General features: G+C 35.4%; 21 protein-coding genes and 1 tRNA gene. 14 read left to right on the forward strand and 8 right to left on the reverse strand.

All coding sequences use genetic code 11. The features are described from left to right. Window positions 1-76, reverse strand: a tRNA-Val gene (locus Q4496_RS11075). 291 nt (window positions 77-367) lie between these two features. On the opposite strand from Q4496_RS11075, the gene gltX reads away from it, so the two are divergent. Further along, complete coding sequence (gene gltX / locus Q4496_RS11080) at window positions 368-1780, forward strand: glutamate--tRNA ligase (protein WP_215974611.1); 1413 nt, start codon at window positions 368-370, stop codon at window positions 1778-1780. A gap of 130 nt (window positions 1781-1910) precedes the next feature. On the opposite strand, the gene Q4496_RS11085 is transcribed toward gltX, so the two are convergent. Beyond that, entirely contained in the window at window positions 1911-2279 is a 369-nt protein-coding gene (locus tag Q4496_RS11085; protein WP_354668423.1) for a hypothetical protein, read from the reverse strand. A 219-nt stretch (window positions 2280-2498) separates the two neighbouring features. On the opposite strand from Q4496_RS11085, the gene Q4496_RS11090 reads away from it, so the two are divergent. Both Q4496_RS11090 and Q4496_RS11095 read left to right on the forward strand, forming a co-directional pair. Beyond that, window positions 2499-3848, forward strand: coding sequence for a DEAD/DEAH box helicase (locus tag Q4496_RS11090; protein ID WP_215974610.1), 1350 nt, complete (start codon window positions 2499-2501; stop codon window positions 3846-3848). A gap of 259 nt (window positions 3849-4107) precedes the next feature. Further along, on the forward strand, window positions 4108-5769 hold the full coding sequence (locus Q4496_RS11095; protein WP_215974609.1) for an FMN-binding glutamate synthase family protein: 1662 nt from the start codon (window positions 4108-4110) through the stop codon (window positions 5767-5769). A 168-nt stretch (window positions 5770-5937) separates the two neighbouring features. Here the strand turns inward: Q4496_RS11095 and Q4496_RS11100 are convergent, their stop codons facing one another. From Q4496_RS11100 to Q4496_RS11110, 3 genes are all read right to left on the reverse strand, one after another. Beyond that, complete coding sequence (locus Q4496_RS11100) at window positions 5938-6795, reverse strand: 23S rRNA (adenine(2030)-N(6))-methyltransferase RlmJ (protein WP_303610455.1); 858 nt, start codon at window positions 6793-6795, stop codon at window positions 5938-5940. 147 nt (window positions 6796-6942) lie between these two features. Then, window positions 6943-8535, reverse strand: coding sequence for an ABC-F family ATPase (locus tag Q4496_RS11105; RefSeq protein ID WP_215974607.1), 1593 nt, complete (start codon window positions 8533-8535; stop codon window positions 6943-6945). A gap of 344 nt (window positions 8536-8879) precedes the next feature. Further along, entirely contained in the window at window positions 8880-9077 is a 198-nt protein-coding gene (locus tag Q4496_RS11110; protein WP_303603138.1) for a LytTR family DNA-binding domain-containing protein, read from the reverse strand. 407 nt (window positions 9078-9484) lie between these two features. Here Q4496_RS11110 and Q4496_RS11115 point away from each other — a divergent pair, with 407 nt between their 5' ends. The 9 genes from Q4496_RS11115 to Q4496_RS11155 all read left to right on the forward strand — a co-directional run bounded on the left by Q4496_RS11115 (window position 9485) and on the right by Q4496_RS11155 (window position 16669). Beyond that, window positions 9485-10111 carry a hypothetical protein gene (locus tag Q4496_RS11115; protein WP_303610456.1) on the forward strand — a complete coding sequence of 209 codons (627 nt, stop codon included), beginning with the start codon at window positions 9485-9487 and terminating at the stop codon, window positions 10109-10111. 123 nt (window positions 10112-10234) lie between these two features. Beyond that, window positions 10235-10474, forward strand: a complete 240-nt coding sequence (locus tag Q4496_RS11120) for a hypothetical protein (RefSeq protein ID WP_303603136.1) — start codon at window positions 10235-10237, stop codon at window positions 10472-10474. A 126-nt stretch (window positions 10475-10600) separates the two neighbouring features. Beyond that, complete coding sequence (locus Q4496_RS11125) at window positions 10601-10954, forward strand: MerR family transcriptional regulator (RefSeq protein WP_303610457.1); 354 nt, start codon at window positions 10601-10603, stop codon at window positions 10952-10954. A 59-nt stretch (window positions 10955-11013) separates the two neighbouring features. After that, window positions 11014-11835, forward strand: a complete 822-nt coding sequence (locus Q4496_RS11130; RefSeq protein ID WP_303603134.1) for an SDR family oxidoreductase — start codon at window positions 11014-11016, stop codon at window positions 11833-11835. 214 nt (window positions 11836-12049) lie between these two features. Then, window positions 12050-13009 (forward strand): phosphotransferase, encoded by a 960-nt coding sequence (locus Q4496_RS11135; protein ID WP_215974605.1) that lies wholly within the window; start codon window positions 12050-12052, stop codon window positions 13007-13009. Between the two features lie 144 nt (window positions 13010-13153). Then, a complete protein-coding gene (gene upp, locus Q4496_RS11140; RefSeq protein ID WP_215974604.1) occupies window positions 13154-13783 on the forward strand; it encodes a uracil phosphoribosyltransferase in 630 nt (209 codons plus the stop codon). 253 nt (window positions 13784-14036) lie between these two features. Then, on the forward strand, window positions 14037-14471 hold the full coding sequence (locus tag Q4496_RS11145; RefSeq protein ID WP_303610458.1) for a GNAT family N-acetyltransferase: 435 nt from the start codon (window positions 14037-14039) through the stop codon (window positions 14469-14471). A gap of 187 nt (window positions 14472-14658) precedes the next feature. Next, window positions 14659-15066 (forward strand): SHOCT domain-containing protein, encoded by a 408-nt coding sequence (locus Q4496_RS11150; RefSeq protein WP_215974602.1) that lies wholly within the window; start codon window positions 14659-14661, stop codon window positions 15064-15066. A gap of 256 nt (window positions 15067-15322) precedes the next feature. Continuing rightward, window positions 15323-16669, forward strand: a complete 1347-nt coding sequence (locus Q4496_RS11155; protein WP_215974601.1) for a DEAD/DEAH box helicase — start codon at window positions 15323-15325, stop codon at window positions 16667-16669. Between the two features lie 97 nt (window positions 16670-16766). On the opposite strand, the gene Q4496_RS11160 is transcribed toward Q4496_RS11155, so the two are convergent. Both Q4496_RS11160 and Q4496_RS11165 read right to left on the reverse strand, forming a co-directional pair. Beyond that, on the reverse strand, window positions 16767-19073 hold the full coding sequence (locus Q4496_RS11160; protein ID WP_303610459.1) for a YgiQ family radical SAM protein: 2307 nt from the start codon (window positions 19071-19073) through the stop codon (window positions 16767-16769). Between the two features lie 162 nt (window positions 19074-19235). Beyond that, complete coding sequence (locus tag Q4496_RS11165; protein WP_303601847.1) at window positions 19236-19679, reverse strand: hypothetical protein; 444 nt, start codon at window positions 19677-19679, stop codon at window positions 19236-19238. A gap of 261 nt (window positions 19680-19940) precedes the next feature. Here Q4496_RS11165 and Q4496_RS11170 point away from each other — a divergent pair, with 261 nt between their 5' ends. Further along, window positions 19941-20606 carry a response regulator transcription factor gene (locus tag Q4496_RS11170; RefSeq protein ID WP_215974631.1) on the forward strand — a complete coding sequence of 222 codons (666 nt, stop codon included), beginning with the start codon at window positions 19941-19943 and terminating at the stop codon, window positions 20604-20606. Window positions 20607-20650: 44 nt separating this feature from the next. Here the strand turns inward: Q4496_RS11170 and Q4496_RS11175 are convergent, their stop codons facing one another. Then, window positions 20651-24199, reverse strand: coding sequence for a PAS-domain containing protein (locus tag Q4496_RS11175; RefSeq protein ID WP_215974598.1), 3549 nt, complete (start codon window positions 24197-24199; stop codon window positions 20651-20653). A gap of 262 nt (window positions 24200-24461) precedes the next feature. Here Q4496_RS11175 and Q4496_RS11180 point away from each other — a divergent pair, with 262 nt between their 5' ends. Next, a complete protein-coding gene (locus Q4496_RS11180; protein ID WP_215974597.1) occupies window positions 24462-25544 on the forward strand; it encodes a DcaP family trimeric outer membrane transporter in 1083 nt (360 codons plus the stop codon). Window positions 25545-25660 lie beyond the last annotated feature (116 nt).

The following is a 25660-nucleotide window of genomic DNA, read 5'->3' on the forward strand; positions in this document are numbered from 1 at the left end:
TGGTGGACGATACTGGGCTTGAACCAGTGACCCCCGCCTTGTAAGGGCGGTGCTCTCCCAACTGAGCTAATCGTCCGTCTCTGTGGGTGCGTATTATAGGGAGATCCAAAATACTGTCAACATAAAAACTACTAAAAACACTAATTTTTTTCGAAAAAGTGATTGTTTGATTTTTTTTTGCGCATAACGGTGTTTTTGTCGACATTATCGTTGAAATCTTTGCGCAATATTAGAGATTAGTTGTAAACAAATTCTGTTAACAGGTGAATTCGCACAAGCACAGTGTTAAAATGTCGCCAATTTTAGACCTATTTATTTTCTAGGCTGCTTCTTTATATAGCCTAGTTTTTTTCATATTGAGAATTTTATGACTTTAACTACTCGTTTTGCCCCTAGTCCTACCGGTTATTTACATGTTGGTGGTGCTCGTACTGCTTTATATAGTTGGCTTTATGCTAAAAAGAATGGCGGTGACTTTATTCTTCGCATTGAAGACACCGATTTAGAACGTTCAACACAAGCTTCTGTTGATGCCATTATGGATGGTATGAATTGGTTGAACCTAGAATGGACTCATGGTCCTTACTTTCAAACTGAACGTTTTGATCGTTATAAAGAAGTTATTGAACAGTTATTAGCTTCTGGTAATGCATACCGTTGTTATAGTACTGCTGAAGAAGTTGATGCAATGCGTGAAGAAGCCAAAGCTAAAGGCGAAATAGAAAAGTATAATGGCTTATGGCGAGAACGTACTGATTACCCTGAAGACAAACCTTTTGTAATTCGTTTTAAAAATCCAATCGGCGGTGACGTTGTTATTAAAGATATGGTTAAAGGTGATATAACTATTAGTAACGACCAGCTTGATGATTTAATCATTGCACGTTCTGATGGAACTCCAACTTATAACCTTACTGTTGTTGTTGATGACTGGGATATGAAAGTCACTCATGTTGTTCGTGGTGATGATCATATCTCTAATACACCTAAACAAATTAATATTCTAGCAGCACTTGGCGCTACAATTCCTGAATATGCACATATTCCAATGATTTTAGGTGATGATGGTAAACGTTTATCTAAACGTCATGGCGCAGTAAGTGTAATGCAATACCGTGATGACGGTTATTTACCAGAAGCATTATTAAATTATTTAGTACGTTTAGGTTGGTCACATGGTGACAAAGAAATTTTTTCTCGCGAAGAAATGATCGAGTTATTTGATTTAAAAGATTGTAACCGTGCGCCATCTGGATTTAATACCGATAAGCTTATTTGGGTAAACCAACATTATATGAAAACAATGGACCCTGAATATGTAGCAGAGCATCTTGCTTGGCACATGAAAGATCAAGGTATTGATACGAGTAATGGACCTGCACTTGCTGAAATTGTAAAAATACAAGCAGATCGTGTTAAAACATTGAAAGAAATGGCAGAAATATCGCGTTATTTTTATGAAGACTTCTCTGAGCTTGATGCTAAAGCCGTTAAAAAACATTTGCGCCCAGTAGTAAAAGAGCCTTTATTATTAGTTAAAGCAAAACTTGCAGCATTAACTGATTGGCAACCAGCATTGATTCATGCGGCTATTAACGATACTGCAGAAGAGTTAGAAGTAGGCATGGGCAAAGTTGGAATGCCACTTCGAGTTGCTGCTACAGGTGGTGGTAATTCACCGTCACTTGATATTACGCTAGCGTTATTAGATCAAAGTAAAGTTATTGAGCGTATTGAGCAAGCACTTATTGTTGTTGAAGAAAGAATTACAGCAGGTTAAATCACAAAGCTAAATTAAGCTAAGCTGTAGAATAAGCAAATGTTAAAAAGGTAACAATCTAAAGGTTGTTACCTTTTTTCGTTTAAGCGCATTAATAATATATAACTAACCCAAATGTTATGCGAGTGGTTTAATGTACTAAGCCGTTTCTGATTAAGCCTCTACGTATATTTTTACATAACTTACCTAAGCGAGAAATATCCCCCAATAATGGCGTTTCACCTCGATCTATACGTGATTCCCACTCTGAAAGTTCAGTGTCAGCTAGCTCTAATAATTTTTTAGGACAACCGACGCATTTACCTGCACAAATTTGTGCTTCAGGTAAAGTGAATGGAAAATCTTGCCGTACTTGGGTAATTAAATCAATCATTGCATTAGTTGGTTTAGGTTTACGTGCTTCAGATTTTATTGGTGTAGATATACATGACTTAGCTTTATGTGGTGTAGTAACAAGCGCATTAGTTGATATGTTAATGATTGGAATTTGATTCATCATATTTTATCACCCAAATATAGGAATTTACTATTAAAGGGTAATAAAAAAACAAGCTATATAACTTGCGTTAAATCAATTAATCTTTATTTTATTACATGGCAGTAGATGTTAACGTCATAGAGATATTGATTAAGTCAATTTTTGCAATATTTATTAGTTATAAATGTATCGATGCAGGTTATAATACGGCTGTAATACTTACTTTTTTCGGAGAAAAATTTGCAATTTAGCGATCTTGGTTTAGATAATACTTTAATGAGTACTGTTCAACACCTTGGTTTTAAAGAACCAACACAAATTCAGCAACAGGCAATTCCTGCCGCAATGGCGGGGCATGACTTAATTGCTTCTTCTAAAACAGGCTCGGGTAAAACCTTAGCCTTTGTTATACCTGCAATTCAGCGCTTAACGAAAAATAGAGCCTTGTCTAAGCGTGATCCTCGTGTTGTGATTTTAACGCCAACACGAGAGCTTGCAAAACAAGTCTTTAGTCAACTGCGCTTGTTTACTGCCAATACGCAATTTAAAGCGGTATTAATTTTAGGTGGTGAAAACTTTAATGATCAAGTAAAGGTGTTAGAGAAAGAGCCACACTTTATTGTTGCAACTCCAGGACGGTTAGCTGATCATTTAACGCAAGGACACTTTTATTTAAACGGCTTAGAATTATTAATTCTAGATGAAGCAGATCGCATGCTTGATTTAGGCTTCAGTAAAGAGTTGAGCCAAATAAATAAAGCCGCTAATCATCGTAAACGCCAAACATTGTTATTTTCAGCAACACTTGACCATGCACAAGTGAATGAATTTGCCACTGAATTATTGAAAAAACCTAAGCGTATTGCCATTAATGCTGGGCATAGTGAACATTTAGATATTACCAAACGCTTTTATCTTGCAGATAATTTGACGCAAAAAGAAGCGTTGTTACAGCACTTTTTAACGAGTGAAACAACACAACAAGTTATCATCTTTACGGCAACACGCAGTGATACCGAGCGTTTAGCTAAAATGTTATCTGAAGAAAAACTTAATGCAGTAGCGTTAAGTGGTGAGCTAAACCAAGGTCAACGTAATCAGATAATGGAAAGCTTTGCTAAAGGACACCATAAAATATTAGTAACAACAGATTTAGCTTCACGCGGACTTGATTTGGTAAATGTCTCTCATGTTATTAATTTTGATATGCCTAAACATACTGAAGAATTTGTTCACCGTATTGGTCGCACCGGTCGTGCGGGCACAAAAGGAGATTCAATTTCATTGGTTGGCCCTAATGATTGGTTAAGCTTTAAAAACGTAGAAGCTTTCTTACAACAAAAAATTAGCTTTAATAAAGTTGAAGGTATCAAAGTAAGTTTTAAAGGTTTGAAACCGAAAAAACCTAGAGTAGAGAAAGCAAAACCAGTCGTTAATAAGAGTAAAAAGGTTGCTGACAATAGACCAAGAAAAGTTATTAAGAAAACATTTCTTGATATACAAGATGCTGGCGCAATGAAAATTATTAAGCGTAAAAAAGCATTAACACCTGCGGAAATAGAAGATAGCACTAAAAAAGAACAGGATTAAGCTATTAGTTTAACTTGTAGGTATTTTTTAGAATGATATTACCGTTAAAAAGCAACATTAGTTGCTTTTTTTATGCCTTAAATACTATTTTTGCGACCAGTATTGCTCGATTTGAGTAATATGGAAACTAAGCACAGTAAATGTTTAAGCCTTGATTATTTAGAATTTATATAAAAAACCAAATAAATAATGATAGTATTTAAGAAAGAATACACGAATTATTATTAAAATAATTGTTTTCATTTCATAGGAAAATTTCATGACCATAATGCAAAAATTTCTCTGGTTAATTGTTACCTTAGGTAATTTTTCAGCTGGCTACTTATATATACAAAGCCCAAGTGTTTTTAGTTTAATCTTATTGTTGGTCACTATGCTGTACAGTGTTGTTGGGCTTTATGATGTGTTTTATAGTCGTCATAGTTTAAATAGACTTTACCCTGTTGCAGCTTATTTACGTTATTTTCTAGAATCTTTTCGAGTAGAAATACAGCAGTACTTTATCGCCAATAACACCGAAGAGCTTCCTTTTAATCGCGAGCAACGTACATTAGTTTATCGCCGTGCGAAAAATGAACTTGATACCATTGCTTTTGGTACGCAACGCAACTTGTTGGAAGATAATTATTTAAGCTTATGGCATTCTTTATCACCCGTACATATAAAAGAAAGCGCGAAAAAAGTACTGATTGGAGGGGATAGTTGTAAACAACCTTATTTAGCTTCTTATTTAAATATTTCAGCGATGAGTTTTGGCTCATTAAGTAAGAACGCTATTGAAGCATTTAATTTAGGAGCAAAAAAAGCAGGTTGTTATCATAATACTGGTGAAGGTGGCGCAAGTCCGTATCATTTAAAACATGGTGGCGATGTGGTTTGGCAATTAGGCACAGGTTTGTTTGGTTGTCGTGATGAAAGCGGGCGCTTTGATCCTGATAACTTTAAAAAAACGGCAGCCTTACCACAAGTTAAAATGATAGAAATAAAGTTAAGCCAGGGGGCTAAGCCGGGTCATGGTGGTGTTTTACCAAAAGCAAAAATTACCGATGAAATTGCTCGTATTAGGCATATTCCAAAAGACAGAGACTGTGTTTCTCCTGCGGTTAACCCTGAATGTACCACACCTAAAGCTTTATTGGCGTTTGTTCAGCAATTGCGCGAGTTAAGTGGCGGTAAACCTATTGGTTTTAAGTTGTGTATTGGTAATCCCGCTGAATTTTTAAGTCTTTGTAAGGCTATGTTAGCAACGGGTATTACGCCTGATTTTATTACTGTTGATGGTGCTGAAGGCGGTACTGGTGCTGCGCCAGTTGAATTTGCTAATCGCTTAGGCTTGATTTGTTTAGAGGGCGTAAGTATTGTACATAATGCACTAATTGGTGTTGGCCTTCGAGATAAGATAAAAATTATCGCATCAGGTAAAACGGCATCAAGCTTTGAATTACTTTCTAAAATAGCTGCAGGTGCAGATCTTGTGAATGCTGCAAGAAGTATGATGTTAGCCATTGGTTGTATTCAATCAAGACACTGTAATACTAACCGTTGTCCAACCGGTATTGCAACACAAGATCCCGCAAGAGCGAAAGCGATTGATGTTGAAGTTAAAAGTGAACGTGTGAAGTATTTTCATCATAATACGCTAGAGAGCTTTTTTGAGTTAGTTGGCAGTATGGGCTTAGATGATCCTACTAAATTAGAGCCTCAAATGATAAAAAGACGCACGCCTTATGGTTCACAGATGTCGATGGGAAGCTTAGTTGCTCCATTACCGCCTAGAGTTTTAGTTGATGAAACAGTAACGGATGAAACTTGGAAACTATGGTGGCAAGCTTGTAGTGCCGACAATTTTTATGTTGACGATCTATTTATACTGAAAGGGCTTGAGTTTAATCAAGTGAAAAGTTATCAGCCAATTGTGTAGCTTATATTTTAGTTTATTTTAATCGTACTAACCTAACTTAAACAATTTTCCTCTCAATCATGCATACCTTTATTATGGTAAAGGGAAGCCATGATTGAGAGAAGCTATGATTAAGAGAAGCTATCATTGAGATAAATCTTAATTGAAATAAATTGAACAGAATTTATTTTATTCAGGAATTAACTGTTTAACGGTATAACTTGTGTTGTTAGTGCCTAACTTGCTTTTCATGAAAGGTAATATTTCATCAAGTTGTTCCGACAATTGCCATAGTGGATTAACAATAAATAACCCTGTGCCAGTCATTCCATATTCGTCAGTATCATTTTCTAAGCAAAATTCTACTTGTAAAACATTTTTAACCGCACTTTTGCTAAACGTATAACTCATCTGCTCAACAAGCTCTCGTTTAACAACCGGATACCAAAGAATATAAGTACCAGTAGCAAACTTTGTATAAGCTTTAATAATTGTTTGAACGGCTTTGTTATAGTCTTCTTTTAGCTCGTATGGTGGGTCTATTAATACAACACCACGACGACTTGGTGGTGGTACTAAACCTAAAACACCTTGATAACCATCACTTTGCTTAACGAACACTTTTTTCCAGCGATAACAAAAATCATTTAAATGTTCAATGTCTGTAGGGTGTAGTTCAAATAAGTGAGTACTGTCTTGTCGGCGCATAAAACGTTTAGCAATGCCCGGAGAACCCGGATATAACGTTAAATCGTTCACGTCAGTGTTTGTGCTACTTGGGTTTAATGATTTAATTAAATCAATATAAGGCTGAAGAGATTCAGGTATAGCAGATTCATTGATTAACTTGGCAATACCTTCTTTATACTCCCCTGTTTTCTGTGCATATTCATCTTCTAATTGATACATGCCCGCGCCAGAGTGGCTATCAATATAATGAAAGCCTTTCTCTTTACGAGTCATATAGTCAAGTACAAGTGTTAGTACGCTATGCTTGAGTACATCAGCAAAGTTTCCTGCATGAAAAGCGTGACGGTAACTTAACAAAAAAAATCCTTAAAACACATCATATCTGAGTTTATAAATAGGGTAGAGAATAGAGTCAGTTATAGTGAAATTTAGCTAAATCTATTCGATAATAATACAAGGTAATCTTATTAAGAGACTTACCTTGTATTATAAAAGGATGAAATTTTAGGCTTTGCTTGCTAAGTACTCGTCGTAAGTACCGGCAAAGTCAACATAACCGTCGGTTGTTAATTCAATAACACGCGTTGCAATTGTTGAAACAAACTCACGGTCATGACTAACAAATAACAATGTGCCTTCATAGCTTTCAAGCGCCATGTTTAATGATTCAATAGACTCCATGTCCATGTGGTTGGTTGGCTCATCAAGTACTAAAATATTTGGTTTTTGCATCATTAGCTTACCAAATAACATACGACCTTTTTCACCACCAGATAATACGCTCACGTTCTTTTTAATATCATCAGCAGAGAATAATAAACGGCCTAAGTAACCACGAACTGCTTGTTCATCATCCGTTGGTTGACGCCATTGGCTCATCCACTCAAATAGGTTCATGTCGTTTTCAAATTCAAATTCATGATCTTGAGCATAATAACCAATATTAACGTTTTCAGACCACGTAAACTCACCAGAATCAAGTTCATAACCAACATCACTCATTAAAGCACGTAAAAAGGTAGTTTTACCAATACCGTTTTCACCAATAATAGCGACACGTTCACCTACTTCAATCAAGGCTGAAATATCTTTTAGTATATGATTTTCATCAAAACTTTTATTTGCTTTTTCAATAACTAAAGCGTTACGGAATAATTTCTTTTCTTGTTCAAAACGAATAAATGGGTTGCTACGACTTGATGCTTTAACTTCGTCTAATTGAATCTTATCAATTTGTTTAGCGCGAGAAGTTGCTTGTTTTGCTTTAGATGCGTTGGCAGAGAAACGAGCAACGAAAGCTTGTAGCTCACCAATTTGTGCTTTTTTCTTGGCATTGTCTGCTAATAAACGTGCGCGCGCTTGAGTAGCCGCTAACATATATTCATCATAGTTACCTGGATAAACACGTAGCTCACCGTAATCTAAATCAGCCATGTGAGTACAAACACTGTTTAAGAAATGTCTATCATGAGAAATGATAATCATCGTTGAATTACGTTCATTTAAGGTTTCTTCTAACCATTGAATTGTATGAATATCCAAGTTGTTGGTTGGCTCATCAAGTAATAAAATATCAGGATCTGAAAACAGTGCTTGTGCCAATAATATACGTAATTTGAAGCCAGGTGCAATTTCACTCATTAATCCGTAATGTTGTTCAACAGGAATGCCAACACCAATGAGTAATTCACCAGCGCGTGCTTCAGCACTATAGCCATCCATTTCAGCATATTCTGATTCTAAGTCACCAACTTTCATGCCGTCAGCTTCACTCATTTCAGGTAAAGCATAAATACGGTCACGTTCTTCTTTTACCGCCCAAAGTTCAGTATGACCCATAATCACGGTATCAATAACGCTCGATGTTTCAAATGCGAACTGGTCTTGACGTAACTTACCCAAACGTTCACCAGTATCTAGGCTTACATTGCCAGAGGTTTGTTCTAAATCACCACCTAAAATTTTCATAAAGGTTGATTTACCACAACCATTGGCACCGATTAAACCGTAGCGATTTCCGCCACCAAATTTTTGTGAAATATTTTCAAATAGAGGTTTAGCCCCAAACTGTTGGGTAATATTATTTGCTGCAAGCATGATGTATTCCGTTTAATGTTGTTAATTATTAGGCGTGAGTAAGTGATTTATTAAGCAAAGGCTTCATTGAAGAAATCAAATACAATAACCATAAAATAATGCGCGCGATTATACACTATTCTACGTTAACCTGATACGACAATTTAGGTTGAATACTTTTAGGGGGAGGCATTATAAATATATCCGTTAATTTTTAGAAAATTTAAATCATATATTAACAATGCCTGATAGTTATCTCACAAATTCATGAGGTGAGTAGCTCAAATTTTAATGCAAATTTCTATAAGCGGGGGTCCTAATTCATTGTCCTCGTTAATTGACTCTGTTGTTTATTTTTAAAGAAATCATAGTAGGTTTAATGCTGTAATGTTTTTCATATAAGTACGAGATACAGGTACAGTCAATGAATTTGATAAATTAAGAGATACTTTTCGTCCATCACGTTGTGCCGTTGTAATAGCATCAATTGCTACCCACCAAGAACGATGAGTTTGTAACCCCGCATAAGATTCTAATAATGCTAATGCATCTTTAAAGCGCATCTAAAGTTTGATGAGGTGTATAATAACACCTCTAATTAGGTGGCCAAAATCACTGTACCACTACAGATAGAAACGAAAAGTCTCTATTTTTCAATATAAATTCAAAAGGTCGAGCTCTTACAACAGAAGAAACACTGAAAGCAATAATCGATGATAATGATAATTTTTCAGATGAGGAGTTTCAAAGTAATCCATCTTTTGGCTGGCCTTATTACCTAGCTCGTAAGATTAAGGAACAACTTAATTACGCCTATATCCCACATTTAAGAAATGCCATTGAGCCTGATACAAGGACATTCCTAGTTGATACGCTCAAGTATTTAATTAACAAAGACTTAATACAAGAAAATGAGTCCACAATAGATATATTTACTACGCTATTAAGTAGTGTAAATAACCTTTTTAGTATGACCAAACTTACAGAGACTTCTAGTGCAGGCTTACTCGGTGCATTTATCAATTATCAAAAGACTTCTCCACAAAAAGTTCATTTGTTTAGGAACTGGGTGCTTAAAAACCATATTTTTGAGCTAAATGATTTAGACATTTCTGGGTTTGTTAAGATTTTCAATAAAATTGCAGACTCGAAAAGAAAAGAAATATTTATCTCTATGCAATTCTCAGAAGATACGCAGCAAAATTTTGAAGCCATTAAGAATGCTGTTGATGAAGTGAATGCTGAACATAATGAAAATATCGGTATCCGTGAAATCAGGATTGATCAATTTAATACAGGATATTCATATGATATTAACGATGAGATCCTATCGCTCATTGAAAGCTGTGGTTTATTGATTGCTGATTTAACAAAAGGTAATAAAAACGTTTACCACGAAATCGGCTACCTTATGGGATTAAATAAAGGAAAAGGCCTTAGTCATTCTAATTTTATTTTGATTCATAACAGCGGTGTTGGAAACTGTAATGAAGACGTAGGGTTTAACCTAGTATCCACTAAACAGCTTCGTGTCGATAATAGCAATTCACTTCGTCTACAGCTTAAAGAGCAAATCAAAATTTACTATGGTCTTTAAGTTGACTTAATGTATACATATGTTCTACATTTTATTTTTTATTTCCTTACCTTGTTGATATTTGACAATTAAATAACTGGTGACACATAATAAGCTGTTATTTTTTCTGAAAGGAAGTCAATCTTGGATACAGCCGTTATACACTCAAATAAAATGAGTGTAAAATCTACATTAAAATTATTACTTATTCTTTTGCCAGTTTTTGGGGTGCTTACTGGAATAGGGCTTGGGTTAATCCTAGGTAATACAGCGTTTGAAACTATTTCTGATTTATATCTAAAAATAGGGGCAGTTCTATTACCTATAATAGCTATCGTAATTTTGGCGTTAACTCGTTATTTTAAGCAAATTGATAGTTTGTAGCATAGAAAATATAATAATCTGTTAAATAAAAACCAAATACAGTTGGTTTTACTTTATGATTATAACCTAACTATCATTTGCCACGTAAAATGGCGTTGTGCGTTTATCAATATAGGAGTTCATAATTTGTTAATCGGTCAAGTTGCTGAACTTACTGGCGCTACTCGTAAGGCTATTCGTCATTATGAAATGATAGAATTAATACCCTCTCCAAAAAGAAGCGGGACTTATCGAACTTATACTGAACATGACGTAATGGTCATAAATATGATTCGAAGAGCTCAAACCCTAGGGTTTAGTCTTAATGAATTAAAAGAGATTGTATCTAAAAAAATCACTGATCAAAAACTTCCTATTCCACTTGTTTCTGCTCATATCGATAACAAAGTAATCGAATTGGAAAAAAAATCTAAAGCCTTACAATCTAAGATTAAAAAATTAAATCAATTTAAAATTGATTTAATTAAAGAATTTTCTTGACCTTGCCCTTAGGGGTAAGGGTTATCGTTTCTTCTAAATTTATTTAGGAGATAATTATAATGAAAAATTTAACTTTCAAGAACAAAACGGTATTAATTACAGGGGCATCTTCTGGTATTGGTAAAGAATTTGCTCATCAACTTGCCAAACAAAATGCAAACTTAATAATCACAGCGAGAACAAACCGTGTTCTTGTTGAATTAGCTAAAACATTACAGTCTGAGAATCCGAGTATTTGGGTGAAAACAATAGATGTTGACCTTAGTGAGTCCGATGGCGCCCAATTGTTATTTTCAAAAGTTGAGGGCATGGGGTTATCAGTAGATTTTCTAATAAATAACGCCGGCTTTGGCAAGTTTTGTGAGTTTTCTGGCGAAACTTTTTCAAACTATAATAAAATGATGATGCTCAATATGAACGCGCTTGTCGAACTTACTCATTTATTTCTTCCACACATGCTAGAAAAAAATAGTGGCGGTGTTATTAATGTTGGCTCTACAGGATCTTTTCAACCTTTACCTTACCAGGCTGTCTATGGTGCATGTAAAGCTTTCGTCTTAAACTTTTCAGAAGCTTTATCAGGCGAACTATTAGGTACAAATATTCGAGTTATGGCTTTATGCCCAGGTGTAACCGAATCTAACTTTATGAAAAGAGCAGATGCTGATACATCACAAATGAAATTTTCATCAACAGAAAAAGTGGTAAACACAGCATTAAATGCCTATGGTAAAAATCGAATATATGTCGTATCTGGTTGCGTTAATTATTTAACATCATTAATACCTCGATTTGTTTCACGAAAGACAACCGTGAAAATTGTTACCAATATGTTCAAAAATAGCGTGTTAAATAATCAAGAACTGCGAAAAAACGCATAAGATCTTTAACGAACAAAAAAACTAGCTGGCTGTGCTCGTTCCTCACTATTATAGCCAGCTAGTTTAGCTTGTCTTAGTGTGTATTAGTCGACATCCATTAATCAATATTGTGCAAAATCATATAGGCTTTTCTATTAAGTACTTTTATTAAAAGCGTCTTCTAATGTTAAACTACAAAAAATTAATTACTTAATACCTAATACTTAATATAGCTATGGCATTTTACCTTCCTTTAGTAGAGCTTCATTTTAAACAGATTAAAATTCGCGATACGCTAACATCACTTTGGAGCGGATGTGGCAGTATTGTGCAGTGCCAGCTTGATGATAAAGCCTGTGTAATTAAAGCGATTAAGGTACCCAGCTACATAAGGCATCCTAAAATTAAACAAAGTGCATTTGCACTAAAAAGAAAACAAGATTCTTATCGTGTTGAATATCATTTTTATAAGTTACATAGCCTGCATTTACCAATATATGCGCAAAGTATTGAATGTATAAACGCAATTAATAAAGATGATGAATATGTATTGGTATTTAAAGATTTCACTAAGCATGGGTTTGCTCAAGCTGGGCATCAACACATTAAAGCGATATTAAATTGGCTTGCGCACTTTCATGCATTTAACTTAAATAAGCCCACTGACGGGTTATGGCAACAAGGTAACTACTGGCATTTAAGCACGCGTCCTGATGAGTTCAACAAACTAAAAGAAAGCGCAGATAAAAAGTCCGATATTAAAAATGTTGCACATAAAATAGATGAGCAACTACAAAGTTGTGCGTACAAAACGCTGGTTCATGGTGATGCGAAACTTGCTAACTTTGCAGCAAATGAGCGTGGTAAAATACTCGGTTATGATTTTCAATATATAGGTGCAGGTAGTGGGGTAATTGATGTCATGTATTTTATGACCAGTTGCTTTAGTGATAAGCAATTACATGAATACGCTGATGAGTACCTTGTATATTATTTTGATAATTTAAAAGCAGCAATTACTACTTATCATCCAAAAGCACCCGCAGATAAAATAGCTAACGACTGGCTTTTTTTATGGCCTGCTGCATGGGCAGATTTTTATCGGTTTTTAGCTGGCTGGAGTCCACAACATCAAAAAATGAATAGCTATATGCTTAAACAGGTGAACAACTGGTTAGCGAGTAATATTGAATAAACAGGTTTTGCTAAACTCTTGCATAAATATCAAGCAAAACCATATGTTTTGACACCGGATATTAAAATCTCTTGAAAACTACAGGTCAAATAATCATTTTTAATATAAAATATCGCTAATTATTGTCTTAGTAGGTTTTTTATCATGGCTATTCACGTTATTACTCACCCTCTTGTTCAACATAAACTCGGCTTAATGCGCGCATATGGCATTAGCACTAAAAGTTTTCGTGAATTGTGCTCTGAAGTAGGTACATTATTAACTTACGAAGCGACTAAAAACCTACCACTTGAAGATAACGAAATAACGAGTTGGGATGGCAATAAATTAAATGTGCAACATATTAAAGGGAAAAAAATCACGGTAGTGCCTATTTTGCGTGCGGGCTTGGGTATGATGGACGGCGTAATGCAATTATTGCCAGCTGCTAAGGTAAGTGTAGTAGGGCTGCAACGTAATGAAGAAACATTAGAGCCAATTCCGTACTTTGAAAAGCTAGTGGGGAATATTGATGAACGCTTGAGCCTAGTAATTGACCCAATGCTTGCAACGGGTGGTTCAATGATTGCGACTATCGACATGCTTAAAAAAGCAGGATGTAAAGAAATTAAAGTAATTATACTTGTAGCGGCGCCTGAGGGAGTTACAAAAACACTTGAAGCTCATCCTGACATCGAAATATTTACTGCATCTGTAGACAGTCACCTTAACGAAAAAGGTTATATAGTGCCAGGTTTAGGTGATGCAGGCGATAAAATATTTGGGACAGTTTAGAAGAATTTCTTGAGTCGCTAGTTAACCTGTTTTATTTTAATATGCTTTATAAGCGAGTGTCCCTTGTTAATATTAAAAGTAAGGCAATTGGTGATACTTTGGCTTCTTATTATTTGACTAAAAGTTTTTGGGTGTCCCATAGTTTTACCATAGTTTTAGTTTTGATAGTTTTGTTTAGTTAATCAATTTCCGGTATTGTGAAAGGCTTTATTTTATCATGTATCGCAATTGCTGTAATTTTGGCTGAAAATTAATGAAAAAATTTGAAATAAATACAAATAGATTAAACATCGAGTTAATGGATGAGGATGGAAGCCAACAGCTCTATGAAAAAAATTATTGGGGGCTTTGGAAGGTTAGTGTAAAAGGCAATGATGTTTTTATTGGTTACATACTGGTAAAGCCACTAAATATATCGAGTGAGTTCCCTGATGTTAATAACATAGAAATAGGCTGGCGTTTTAAACAAGAAAATTGGGGGCAGGGTTATGCCACAGAAGCTGCCAAAGCCGTTGCTGATAAAGTCACTGAACAAAAAAACATTAAAATTATTAGTGCCACGGCAGATGCGAGCAACATCGCATCAATTAGGATAATGGAAAAGTTGGGCATGTCTTTTATTAAAAACTACAACGATAAAACTAAAGGAGCGGACGTTACGTCTGTACTTTATTCTAAGGTGCTATAACACTAAAAATTTCAGTCTACTTATACCTGATTATTAATAAGTCTGAACCTTTCAAAATTAAAGCTTAACCTAAGTCTTAGTGGTATTATCGACATAAGATATTTATATGGATCTAAAATTGTTAGCTATACATTTTAGCCAATAATTTTAACCCGCTTAATACGGTGGTAACTGACAAGAGGTAACAATGGACTGTATAAACTGTGGAGAGAAAACATTTACAGATTGGGATGGAACTCATTTAAAGCTTTGCTCCGCCTGCAGCAAAGAATCAATTAGAAAAGATTTCAATCGTAAACAAGAGCAAGAAAAATTAGTAAAAAGCCCTGAAGTTACTAATACATTTAAATTTAGAACTATTATATTTATTTTGTTAGGTTTAATTACACCTTTATGGCTCATTACGCTGCCACTATTTTGGTATTTTGCTTATAAATCCTATGTTGCAGGAACTGCTTTGTATCCAGAAAGAACTGCTGGTGTTATTTCTAAATATGATGAGTTAAATAAATTAAAAAAGTTGTATGATTCTGGCGCTATAACAGAAGAAGAATTTAATTTAGAAAAACAAAAACTGTTGATGAAAACAAGTTAACATATTATTAAATGAACAGAAAACAGCTAGCAGTTCTTCTTAGTTACCTCTTCGTGAAGTGCTATATTTACAATGGAAATCATATATTGAATAATTAATTGTAAAGTAAATGAATTACCTGAAAAACAAGGCAAATTCATTGTCTCACTTCAATGTTTAATACACTTACTACAAGGTTAAATAGATTCTACTAACTTAATACCGTATAAATACGTTAAAATGTAGTCATTATCTTTGTTTTGAGCCTCTTATATTCATGAATACTAACAATACCGAAGTTGTTACACCTGCTAGCTTTACGCAGCTTAACCTTATTTCGCCTTTAGTCGCGCGCTTAGCCGAGCTGGAATATCAACAACCAACGCCTATTCAAGGACAGGCTATTCCTAATGTGCTAGCTGGGCGTGATCTCATTGCTGGCGCAAATACGGGCTCGGGTAAAACAGCGACGTTTGCGCTTCCTTTGTTGCAACAACTTTTTAATAAAAAAGCACAAAATAAAAAAAGCATGGGCAAGGAGGGCAATTTTGTTAGTGGGCTAATTTTAGTACCTACGCGTGAATTAGCGAAGCAAGTTGCTGACAGTATTCGATCTTATGCCGCACACCTTAATGGTGCGATTAAAACCGTGGCAGTATTTGGTGGTGTGTCGGCAAATACTCAAATGTTAGCCTTACGCGGTGGTACTGATATTTTAGTAGCAACGCCTGGGCGATTACTCGATTTGATATCAAGTAATGCTATTAAGCTTGATCGCGTTAAAACCTTGGTGTTAGATGAAGCCGATCGCATGTTGAGCTTAGGTTTTACTGAAGAGCTTTCTGCGTTATTAGCGTTAATGCCAACGCAAAAGCAAACGTTATTATTTTCTGCAACCTTTCCAGAGCAAGTTAAAGTATTAACGGCACAATTACTTAACAATCCTGTTGAGATACAGGTACAAAATGCTGATGCTAGCACTTTAGTTCAACGTGTTTTTACCGTGAATAAAGGCGAAAAAACAGTATCACTTGCGCATCTAATAAAACAGCATAAATGGCGACAAGTGCTGGTTTTTGTTAATTCTAAAAAGGGTTGTGAACATCTTGCTTATAAACTTTCCAAGCATGACATTGTCGCCGAAGTATTTCACGGCGATCAAGGACAAGGCGCTCGTAATCGTGTGCTTGATGGATTTAAAGCTGGTGATATTGACGTGCTAATTGCAACTGATATCGCAGCCAGAGGCTTAGATATTGAAAAACTGCCCGTTGTTATTAATTTTGATTTACCAAGAAGCCCATCAGATTACATGCATCGCATTGGTAGAAGTGGCCGTGCTGGCGAAGTGGGATTAGCGTTATCCTTGATTGATTATGAAGATTATCATCATTTTAAAATCATCGAAAAGAAGAATAAGATCATACTTGAACGAGAAGAAATTATTGGTTTTGAAGTTGATGAAACACTTATTGATCCGTCTTTTTCTGCAAATAAGCCAATGGCGCCGCCAGAAGGTAGGGGTAAAAATAGTGGTAAGAAAAAAGCGAAAAAGAATTTAAAAAGTAAGTCGTCTATTAATACCGATATTTGGGCGGGTTATTTAACATCAGATTCTGAGTAACGCTTAAATATAGATAAGAAAACAAGAAGTAATACACTCAAGTGTTAGCCAGCGTTAGTTTACATTGTTACTAACGCTAGCGTATTTATGGTATTCGCTATCTTTTACCTTTTCTGTCATTAAATTGGTTGTCTGCAAATCGCGTTAACCCTTTTTTATGTGCTGGTGTTCTTTTTCCTTTACCTTGCCCTTGTTTAGGTCTATTTTGTCCAGGGCTGCTTTTAAAGCCATGTGCATTATTTTTACCTTGTCGTCTATCATTATTTTGATTACGTTGCTCATTACGTGTTTCTCTTGGCACTAGGCAGCCTGGTGCTGAGCCAATTAATTTACTTAGCCCCATTTTTGTTAATGCTGCACGTATTTCTGGCCAATTATTTTGATCGTGGTAACGTAAAATAGCTTTATGTAATCGGCGTTGAATTGTGCCTTTAGGAACAGTAACTGTACCGTCATCTCTAGCGATATTTTTACTAGTTACATTACGTAAAGAGTTAATCTCGGTGTGATATAACGTTGTTGCATTGGCTAAAGGTGATGGGTAAAAATTCTGTACTTGATCAAGTTTAAAGTCGTTATTTTTTAGCCATAGTGCTAAGTTAACCATGTCTCTGTCGGTTGTTCCTGGGTGTGCAGAAATAAAGTAAGGAATTAAATACTGCTTTTTACCTGCGACTTTAGAGTAATGATCAAACATTTCTTTAAATTTATCATAGCTACCCATACCAGGCTTCATCATATTAGCTAATGGACCCGTTTCGGTATGCTCTGGTGCTATTTTTAAATAACCACCAACATGATGAGTTGCTAATTCTTGCACATATTCAGGATGTTCAATGGCTAAATCGTAACGAACACCTGATGCTATAAGTACCTTTTTAATACCTTTTACTTTTCTCGCTTTTCGATACAGCTCTATCGTTGGCGTGTGATCTGTATCTAAATGACCACAGATGGTTGGCCACACACAAGAAGGTTTACGACAAGTTGCTTCAGCTTTTTCACTTTTACAATTAAGCTGATACATATTGGCAGTAGGGCCACCTAAATCAGAAATAACGCCAGTAAAACCTGGTACTTTAAGTTTTATATCTTCAATTTCAGCAATAATAGATTCATGAGAACGAGACTGAATAATACGGCCTTCATGCTCGGTAATAGAGCAAAAAGTACAACCACCAAAGCAGCCTCGCATAATGTTGATAGACGTTTTAATCATGTCGTAAGCGGGGATTTTAGCATTACCATAACTTGGGTGTGGTACACGTTGATAAGGCAAACCAAATACACCATCCATTTCATCTTGCGAAAGAGGTTTGGCAGGTGGGTTCAACCAAATAATTCGGCTGCCATGAGATTGAACTAAAGGTTTTGCCGATGTTGGGTTTACTTCTTGATGAAAAATACGAGATGCATGCGCATAAAGGACTTTATTGTCTTTAACTTGTTCAAAAGTAGGCAAGTTAATATAAGTATTCTCCCAAGGTTTAGCCTTTTTTTCCCATGTAGTATTGCGAGAATAACTAGTTTTACTTTCATTAAAATCTGAAATATTGATTACTTGTGCAGTTTTTGTAATATCTTTTAAATCGCTATTTGCTTCAGCCGTGGCGGCTTCATTGTCGCTACAACTTTCTGAGGTTATTTCAGCATAAGGATTGATTATAGGTTCTATTTTACCAGGTCTGTCAATATCACGTGAATCTATACCTTTCCAACCGGGTAGGGCTTGGCTCGCTAAAAATGCACTACCACGAACATCCGTGATTTTTTTAACGTCTTCACCTTTAGCAATACGGTGTGCTATCTCAATAAGAGGACGCTCTGCATTACCGTATATGAGTAAGTCAGCTTTTGAGTCAAATAATACTGAGCGGCGAACTTTATCAGACCAATAATCATAATGAGCGATACGGCGTAAACTTGCTTCTATGCCGCCAATAATAACAGGAACGCCTTTAAATGCTTCTTTACAACGTTGAGTATAAGCAGTTACTGCACGGTCGGGGCGTTTGCCACCTTCATCATTTGGTGTATAAGCATCATCATGACGCATACGACGTTCAGCGGTATAGCGGTTTATCATGGAATCCATATTACCCGCGGTAACACCAAAAAATAGATTTGGTTTACCAAGCTCCATAAAGGCATCTTTTGAGCGCCAATCAGGTTGCGCAATAATACCAACACGAAACCCTTGCGATTCTAGCATTCTGCCAATAACTGCCATGCCAAAACTTGGGTGGTCTACGTAAGCATCACCTGTGACAATAATAATATCGCAGCTATCCCAGCCCAATACGTCCATTTCTTTTCTCGACATAGGAAAAAATGGTGCTGTACCGTACATTTCGGCCCAATATTTTGGGTAGTCGAATAAGGATGGCTGTTGTGCTTTGATCATAGAAGAACTCAATTTATTTGGTAATATTCAGCATGCTGAAACTTAGCGCGCGATTATAACAAAAATTGAGTGGTTTTTCTAAAGGTATCTATTATCTTTAAATACAATGCACTTATGTTGGTATTAATTGGATAAATTTAAAAAGAGTTAGTTGGCTAGGTTTTAATGTAATTTACATTGTTCCATTAAGAAACAATGTGTTTTTCCTTTTTTTGCAGATATTTCGAGTTCTGCAATTTCATCAGCGTTAAATAAACTATTCGATAAAATAACAGCAGAGCAATTACCTTTACTTAATACTGAGGTAATTTGTGCTAATGCTATTTTTGCTCGGTTAGTTACAGAGCTTTTATAATTCACCATAAGTATTTTTGATACATCTACACCATGTGTTTTCGCTAGTTTCTCAATAGAGTTTTCTTCTGGGTTAATAAATAATAACCATTTCTTTTCTTGCTTATGTTGATGGCAGATATGGGCATATTGACTTGAAAGCTCGAAGTCGTTTGTGACGTTAGTATGTTGAAACCAATTTATATTTAATGGTGTTGCTGTATTAAAACTATTTTTTAATTTATTGATATTATTGGTGTTAGTGTTAATCATTATTAATTCTCTTAAGGCATATTAAGTAAAAATAGACATACTGTGTTTATATACAGTATGTCTATTTTGTTTAATATTCAACCTTTTTTTGTAATTAATTTATAATTTAGTTTCATTCACGAATAGATCAGAAAAATAAAATTTCTTTATAGCAGCATTTAATAGATTTTGTTATGGTGTTTGATACATTGAAAGTTTTCATTTGATAAGTCTTAACCCTTCCAATTAATAATTATAATTGGTTAAGCAATGAGTATAACTATGTTTAGTAACATGAAGATAATACTGGCGGATGACCATCCTTTATTTCGCCAAGCGTTGACGCTTACGTTAAAGTCAAATTTTAGTGGTGCAAAAATTTTTGAAGCACAAACTATTCCCGATCTTGAACAGCATTTACAAAGTGTAAATGATGTTGATTTATTATTACTTGATCTTGATATTCCAGGTGCAAAAGGATTTGACAGCTTAATTGCCATTAGGCGTACATACCCTGAGCTAGGAGTGGTTATTATTTCTGGTTTTGAAGATAAAGAGACCATTTATAAAGCGATGAACTATGGTGCGGCAGGCTTTATTCCTAAATCTACGCCTGTGCCAGAAATGGTTATTGCGATAAAAGAAGTACTAAGCGGTACGTTGTGGACCCCTGATGGTAAGTTTAATGGTCATGATACCGAAAAAAATATTGCAAGTGAGAAAGTCGCGTCGTTAACTCCAAAACAACATAAAATATTATTAATGTTTGCTGATGGTTTATTAAATAAACAAATTGCTTATGAATTAGGATTATCTGAATCTACAATCAAAAGTCATGCAAGCACTATATTTTTAAAATTAGGTGTTAGAAGCCGCACTCAAGCAGTAATCCTTTTGAATGAAGTGCAATCAAGTCAGAGCGTTTTTGGTCAAACTTCTATCGAATAGCTGAACGCTCTGATATCTATCTAGTGCTAAATTGATTGTTAGCACTACTTATTTGCATAGTTCTTAGCGAGCTCTTTTGTTAGTAATGCGCTCATAAGCGCTCGTAAAGCTAGCGGTTTAATAATTTTTTGTAAGTAACTAATATTATTTTGTTTGGCAAGTGCCATCAGGTTTTCATCTGTGGTTGCTGTTATTAGTACTGCTGGTAAAGAATATTGACTTGTTGACCTTAGCTGCTTAATTAATTCAATTCCGTTAATTTGATGGTCGTTGTTTTCTTTGTTGCGCTCATCATTTCTTAGCTTATGCATCGTTAGGTTTAAATCTTCATTTTTAGCTTCGGTTAGCTGATAATCAACCAAAAAAATGTCTATTTCATCTTCGTGTTTTCTATAAATTTCTTTGGCTTGTTGAGCGTTAATTGCGGTAAATACTTGGCATTGCCATGCCCTTAACAATGTTGACATTCCCTCAAGTATTGCTTGTTCATTATCAACACATAAGACGCCGACACCTTGTAAATTCATACTAGCAGTAGGTTGTACTTGTTGATCTTTCAACATAGATTGAATAATTGGAACATTAATACTAAATAAGCAACCGTGTCCGGCTTGAGATCTGAGATTGATTTTATGATCCAAAATATTGGCTAAACTTTGTGCTATGTTTAAACCCAGCCCTAGCCCTTTAGGTCCCATATAATGACTGCTTTTTAATTGGGTAAACTGTTCAAATACTTGTTTTTGTTTTTCTATTGGGATACCGGGACCATTATCAAATACTTGAATAGAAAGCTCATTTCCTTGTCGACGACAGCCTAATAACACTTTATTTTTTTTGTTGCTTTTATTTGTGTGTGCATAACGAAAAGCGTTACTTAAGAAGTTTTGGATAATCCTTGAAAGTAAGGTTATGTCACTAGCAACAAACAGTTTGCTTGTTTTACAGTGAAACTCTATTTGGTACTCATCTGTTAGCGCATTAAATTCACTGGTTAGCATAATGAACAGTTTCTCTACAGAAATTGACTCAATGCTGGGATCAATATTACCGCTTTCAATACGAGATATTTCATTGAGATCAAGCAATAAGCTATTCGCTATTTCTAAAGAGTTATCTATTTTATTTATTTGTTCGCGAACGTCATGACTGACTTTAGGGTTTAAAGATACTGAAGATGAAAATAGTCTAGCAGCCGATAAGGGTTGTAGTAAATCGTGGCTACATGCTTTTAAATATTGACTTTTTTTAATATGCGCCTGTACGGCTTTAGCTTTTGCTTGTGCTAATTCGAAGTTAGCTTGTGCAAGTTCCTTATTTGCTTGCTCTAATTCTGCAGTACGAAATTGTACTCTTGATTCAAGGTCTGTGTTTTCATCTTTGAGAACTTTTTCTGTTTGACGATATTTAGTGATATCAGAAAATATCATGACAAAACCACCACCTGGGATAGGGTTTCCTTCAATATGAATGTTTTTGCCATTTTTGAGTTTATACTCGGAGTTGTGACGACTACCCGCTTTAATAAATTCGATACGTTTTTCAACTTGTTGATTAATATCTTTAATAAAATAGTCTTGTTGACTTAGGTTGAAATAAATTAACTGACCGATAGGGCAGCCGATATAAATAATGTCACTGGGGTAATTGAAAATATCTACGTATTGTTTATTCCATGCGACTAATTTAAGTTCGCTATCAATAACGGATATTCCTTCACTAACATTTTCAATAGCGCTTTGTAGCACTGTTCGGCTAAATTCTAGTTGCTGGGTAGAGTTGTCTTCAACTAACTTAGCGACTTGATCGAAGGGCATGGTTTGGCCACTGATCGCAAAAGAAGTCACAAGTTTTGCTGATGCTGAGCCTAATACTCGAGCTAGCGTTGTTTCGGCGTGTAGTAATATAGTTTCATTAAATTGTTTACTGTGTTTGTTACGGTAAGGACGATGAAATTGCTTAAAGCATTGTTTTGCTTTTTCTTGACCAATAAAACGGGCAACTAAAAACTCGAGTTCAACAATGTCAACTTTGGGCTGAGTAGGCAAATTCCACTGCGTGTGTAGTCTATTTTTATAGAAAAATTTACTTTGCATTTGCTCTCGAATACTCTGTCTTGTTAATAAAGAAATCAGCCAAAGTGAAATAATGTTGATAAGCAACCCAAGTAAGGTGACTACAGTCGTTTTAGGTAAGTCACTATTTACAAAAGGGTGTTGGTATAAACCTAATTGTGGTAGTAAATTAAAGAGCACCCAAATAGTAAAGCCGCTGCTTATTCCTGTTAGTACACCTGCAAGTGTTGCTTTACGCCAATAAAATGCGACAAATAAAGCAGGCCCCACTTGAGCTATTGCGCCAAAAGCAACTTCACCTAGTGATGATAGAGTATCTGGTGGCGACAGTAATAAAAGGCCATAACTTAAGAAAATAACAAAGAGGACGAGTGCTTTACGAATAAATAAAAGTTGCGATTGAAAATGATTAAAATTGTGATGTTGTTTATGCGAAAACTTAAACATTAACGGGAACACAATTTCATTACTGAGCATAGTACTTAACGCGATTGTAGATACAATTACCATTGAGCTTGCGGCAGAAATAGCGCCCAAAAAGGAGAATAAAGACAGCCATACTTCGCCATGAAAAGCAGGTAAAAAAAGCACATAAGCATCCGCTGGCAATGAATCTCCATAATTCAAATGGCCGGCCAACCCTAATGGGCCAGCGAAAAAAGCAAAAATAAGCACGTAAATAGGCAAAAGCCATCTCGCCATGGCACTTGTTTTCTGCTCTTTTATTTCAACAAACATAACTTGAAATTGTCTTGGTAAACACAAAAAAGCAGACATAACAATAATTAGCATGCCGAACATACCAACAAAGTTAGAAAAATCAAATTGTTGCTTAATACTTAATTGATCTTTTGATAGCGCCCAAATATCCATTGGCGAGTCATAAATAATAAAACACACAAACAAGCCTACCAAAAGAAAAGCGATTAATTTTACGAGTGATTCAAAAGCAATGGCAATCATTACGCCAGGGTGACGCTCTGTTATATCAATTGTACGAATACCAAAAATAATAGTAAATACGGCCAAAATAATGCTAACAATTAACCCTATTTTCCAAATAGGTAAATGCTGGGTTTCTTGTAAAATTTGATAGGAATAAATAATCGCTTTTAGTTGCAAGGCTATATACGGCATAGTTCCGATTAAAACGACTATGGTAATAATAACGGCCAAACTTTGAGATTTACCAAAACGTGCGGAAAGTAAGTCAGCTATAGAGGTTATTTTAAGTTGTAAGCTTGTTTTTATCATCCGCTGAATAAAAGGCCAAGCAAATACAAATAATAAGATAGGAGCTAAATATACTGAAATGTAGGTATAGGAATTATTAGCTGCTTGTGCACTTGTACCTAAAAAACCCCATGAAGTGCAATAAACCCCTAAAGATAAGGCATAAATAATGGCTTGTTGTTTAGTTTTTAGTTTATTTCTGTATTTACCACCTAAGTGGGCAATCAGAAATAATAAACTTATATAGCCAATGCTAACGCTAACTAATAACCAATTTGCAAACATACTTATTCCAGAAAACTAAACCTTCTTACTAAATTTACCATAGTTCACTGACAATATATTTCTATATTTCTATAACTTAAGTACTAGTACTTTGGTTATTTAAACACCTAATACTAAAGGACTAAGCGCTAGGTGCTAAGTCTTATTGCCGATTGTTACATTTGTTTACTGTTCTATTATGTTTTTGAACAAAGAGAATAACAAAACAATAAATACAAAAAGTAAAACTATAAATAAAAAATATAAAAAAGGGGAAATAGTAATGTTTAGCAATAAGTCTACAAAAAATAAATCTAAAAAATTATTACTTGCTGGAAGTCTACTTTTAGCTACGGGTGTCGCTAATGCAGCTTACGATATTAAGTTGACGGATGAAGATAGCCTATCTTTTGGTGGCTACATTAAAGTGGATGCTCGCTATGTTGATGGCGATGTTGCATACCGACCATATTGGGCCGGATCAGGTACTAAGCTAGATGAAAGCGCTTCTCAGTTTAATCTTTTTGCCAATGAAACACGCTTCAATATGAAATATACCCATGATGATGTTATGGGGTTTATTGAAATGGACTTTTGGGGAGGCGGGGGTAATGAGATTGTTTCTAATTCTGCTAACCCTCGTATTCGTCATGCGTTTATTAAGTATAAAGATGTATTAGTTGGGCAAACATGGTCAACTTTTATGAATACTAGTGCTATTCCTGAGTCAGCCGATTTTGCTGGCGCTACCTTAGGTTTAGTTTTCATTCGACAAGGTCAAGTTCGCTATACCATGGGAGACTTTCAAGTATCAATTGAAAATCCTGAAAGCTGGGGTGGCGATACCGCTAATGACAGTATTCCCGATGTTGTTGCGCGTTATAACCTAAAAGGTGACTGGGGAAATATTTCTTTTTCTGCATTAGGTCGTCAGCTAAATACTAATTTAGGTAATACCGAAACAGCGATAGGTGCTTCAATTGCTGGCCGCATTAAAACAATCGGTAAAGATGATCTTAGGTTCCAACTTCATCAAGGCGAAGTAGGTCGTTATGTTGGTGCAGGTTTTACTCCCGATATTTTCACTAAAACAGATGTGAATGGCAATGTCATTGAAGAAGTGGAAGATGTTACTTCTTATCTTGTTGCTTATCGTCATTATTGGACTGACACTTTAAGAAGTACTGTACTTTATGGTGCTGCTGATGCGGACTCTTCAGGTGCAGATCGTCGTCAATGGGGTGTGAATTTATTTCAAAATTTAACCAAGCAACTAGCCGTTGGTGTTGAAGTAGGTAACTTCACCATGAAAGAGCAAGACGCTGATTCTAATTACGCACAACTTTCACTGCAATACGTACTTTAGTTTTCAAGTAAAGCGTTGTTGACGTAACAGTTCCCATTTTGTTGTTACGTTTTGGTGGGGGGATATTCCCCCACTTTTTTTAAACGCATCTATTATTTTTATTTATTTAGGAGAGG

The sequence above is a fragment of the Colwellia sp. 5_MG-2023 genome (genome assembly GCF_030547795.1).
GTDB lineage: Bacteria > Pseudomonadota > Gammaproteobacteria > Enterobacterales > Alteromonadaceae > Colwellia.